We start from the raw sequence: 3,292 nt of genomic DNA, 5'->3' as shown, positions 1-3,292 counted from the left end.
GTGAGCAGCGGAAGGGGAGGTTCCTACCGTTGACTCGACAAGAGCACAAAGAAGAAGAGCTTTTTCTTTTCCTTTGCGCTCTTCGTGCTATTTGTGGTTCCATCCGGGACCCATTGCAAATGGGGAGGTCAGCTTAATGTCCATCCAAATAAAAGTTAACTATCAAGCAGTGTGTCCCGAGCAGTAAATGAAACGTCTACTTTAAAAGAAGAGATATCCCAAATTTCAATCCACCTTTCATGTTCTGATCCAATTAAATTTAATATTCTTTGTTTAAGCTTTATAGCATCAGGCATGGAATCAATGGTGATGCTTAATTTTATTCTATTTGCTTCAGCACTTTTAATAGTAAACTCATTATCGAGGTTTAACTTAAGTTGTACGAAAGTACTCGCATCAACGTCTCGGAAAGGCGATTTAAATATTTGAGTCTTTATAGAAGTAGCAGCTTTTGTAATAGCAATTTCCAAGTCTTTTCCTGAAAGTTGTTTTTTTAAAGGTGAATGTGGTTTTTTTGAAACGTCATTATTGATGGTTTTAGCGGGATGCTGAGATACTGGTGTAACACTTTTCAACAAATTTTGAGCAGGCTCGCCCGGGTTGTACGCGAGCCGTTTCCTGACAGGTGTATCGTATTTGTTATTCGCTTCATCCTCATCACAGTTTCTTTTTTCAGCGGGAGAGTCTTCAGGTTTTTCAAAAAACTCAAAGAAGCTTCCATCCTTAATTATTAACTCAATTAATCGATTATCTTTTTCGTCAACAATGGCAATATAGCTAGGACAGACAATTTTACAATCAGGAATTGGAGAGGTTTTCCTTGTAACTACTTCTGCGGCAGTTGCAACTATACCGAAAGCACCTTTTTCATCAATGGATGTTGTGATCGTTTGAAATATATTCAGATCATGCCCTCCCAGTCTGCCTAGTCTTGACAAGTCTTCTGCGGTTATTACGTTGGTTCCATATATCTGACAAATTTTCTCTAGCAGTTTGCTATCACGACTGTCGTCGACCTTTATTTTAGGTAGTGTTAAATTATACCTTGTTTTTTGATCTTTTAAATGATAAATCATGTTGCTTATCGTTTGATTATCAAGTTTGTTTATTTCTGTTGCACTTTCACGACGCGGTGTTATTAAAACTAATTTAAGGCTTTCTCCATTAACAGATTTGAATTCTTTGGCAATGGCACCAAATCGATTGTTACCGGTAAAGTGTAAATCTTCTGTTATATTCATCATCTTGACGTTATGGATACGAGTCCCATCTGCGCAAAGAAATGTGTCCGGTGCCGTTCTGTCTTCAGGGAATTCGTCCTTCCATTTGCACTTTATTTCAAACACACTACCTAATATGGCTTTAATTTGTTCGCGGCTGATTCCAGAATAGTCTTTAAACAACGAATCAATTTTTCCATCGGTTCTATTTTTAACGAAAGCTTCTGCGACATCCGCTAAACAACTGTTATCAGGATACAGTTTTTCGGTTTTATAATGCTCAGATAATATCTGATCTAACTTCTCATTCCTTGTTGCATCTTCACAACCAATGAAGTTAGTACAACGGATTGGCTGCTCAGGGCCTTTACCGAAAGGGTACTCTCTACTGAGTTTACCGAGTTGTTTATGAATTTCAGTTTTCAGCTCCTCAGTTAGGGATTCTTCGGTAATTCCCAGAAACTCTGCCTTTCTGGCATTATCTTTCATACTCGCCAAAAGCATACCGATAACCATAGAGAGGCTGGCAGGACACACTACCTTGCTTTTGTCACCCTCGGTCATCAGGATTCCGAGTGACACTTTGTCTATCATTTTTTTAACAATATCAGAAGCCTTTGAGGTAACATCGAAGGAAGCAGCTGGCAGATTTACTGTTTGCCGTGTTATTGAATTGATTGAAGGTCCTTGAATAGAGTCCATAGAATTCTCACATTTATTTGATATAGGTTGATTATAAAAATAATCTGACTGATTCCGGAAATTACAAAATGCTGTAAATTATCGGATATAGTATTTTCAGATACTTCCAGTATTAAATTGTTTGTTTTCTCGAAAATCACTAACCGTTTGGTTGTATACCATAACAGATTGCTCCCTGCAATAGAAAACTAACTGTCTGTCCAGCTTTATATTCTTTAACCGAAATGAAAGAGTGGCAATGTTATGACAGCTTTCCCTGCTGGTTTGCCAGCTGCCTCTCAAGGTTTTTGATGTGTTTGTATGCTTGCCAGTTTTCAGTGATGCTATATGAACAATTTTTGCAGATCGTTACACATCCGGCTTTTAAAAGACCATACATGGCACGTCTGGAGCCTTCTAAATATGACCTGCACAGCAGTCTTGAACAACGGGATGGAATTTCGCGCAATATCGACAAGTAGCGCTGCTATTACTCGTGCTTTCACCTTAAACAGCTCGAGGTGACTTGCTCGATCTCATATTTAGAAGGCGGAATTCGTATTATTCCCATTTGACATTTTTGAGCAATGCTTAATCAAGATAATTTAACCGCCAACTGCTTTGAACTCCCTTATCATAATGCTGGAAGATTTCCTGCAGATCATCAATTGTTGCTTTTGAATTCAGACAATTTTTATAAGGAGTATGGCCCTGCATCTTTTTTAACTTTTCAAACGATGCATTAAAGCGTTCTTCATGAATAAATATCGATTCCATCAGGGCGATATCATTTATGTAGTCATCGCTAGAAACAGTAATACTAATGTCATTTGAACCGTATTTTTTCTGCAATTTACTGAATATTGACTGTTCAATCAAACTCATTGGCATATTGTTTTCAGACATTTTTTTTAGCTTTTCATAAAAACTATGGACCATCGACTTAGGACCATAAAGTGACAAACCAATCAAATCAGAGCTGAATGGAGTTTTTTCTAATGAGTGAATTATTGTAAACGCAGGAGTAAAGAATTTTCCCGCCAAGTCGTTTACCTTGAATTTTGGTTTTCCTATCACCAGAATATTGGCAGCTCCTGTACCATTAAGATCATCAGTAATAACTGCATAGATCTGCATATGCCTAAAGAGCAATGTCCTGAAGCTGATATGTGACATAAGGTGAGGTGTACCAAAACAAAGGGGCGCTTCATCCGCAGGCCGGTAAAATGTTTTTGTCAGGTGGACTGAAGGCATACCAGGCAACGCACTGACACTCTGTACAGGGCCTGCTCCAGCTACCTCATCAGCCAATTTACAGGTTCTGTGAGTCAGTGTGCCAGCCAGGGCGACAGAATCGGTCGAACGATCATCCCGATAATAGGATATTTAGC

At 38.6% G+C, this 3,292-nt stretch carries 2 protein-coding genes; both read right to left on the bottom strand.

Going from position 1 to position 3,292, the window contains the following annotated elements; all coding sequences use genetic code 11:
- Window positions 1–155: 155 nt before the first annotated feature.
- Window positions 156–1,922, bottom strand: a complete 1,767-nt coding sequence (locus KDK14_RS00660) for a serpin family protein (RefSeq protein ID WP_257263085.1) — start codon at window positions 1,920–1,922, stop codon at window positions 156–158.
- A 570-nt stretch (window positions 1,923–2,492) separates the two neighbouring features.
- On the bottom strand, window positions 2,493–3,212 hold the full coding sequence (locus KDK14_RS00655) for a hypothetical protein (protein WP_257263084.1): 720 nt from the start codon (window positions 3,210–3,212) through the stop codon (window positions 2,493–2,495).
- Window positions 3,213–3,292: the final 80 nt, after the last annotated feature.

Origin of the sequence: Endozoicomonas sp. ONNA2, assembly GCF_024606365.1 — a bacterium.
GTDB lineage: Bacteria > Pseudomonadota > Gammaproteobacteria > Pseudomonadales > Endozoicomonadaceae > Endozoicomonas.
This window is presented reverse-complemented; position numbering and strand designations above follow the sequence as displayed.

Bases quoted from the DNA above. Each gene is read 5' to 3' on its own strand.
- KDK14_RS00660 (WP_257263085.1), bottom strand. From the start codon at position 1,922: ATGGACTCTATTCAAGGACCTTCAATCAATTCAATAACACGGCAAACA.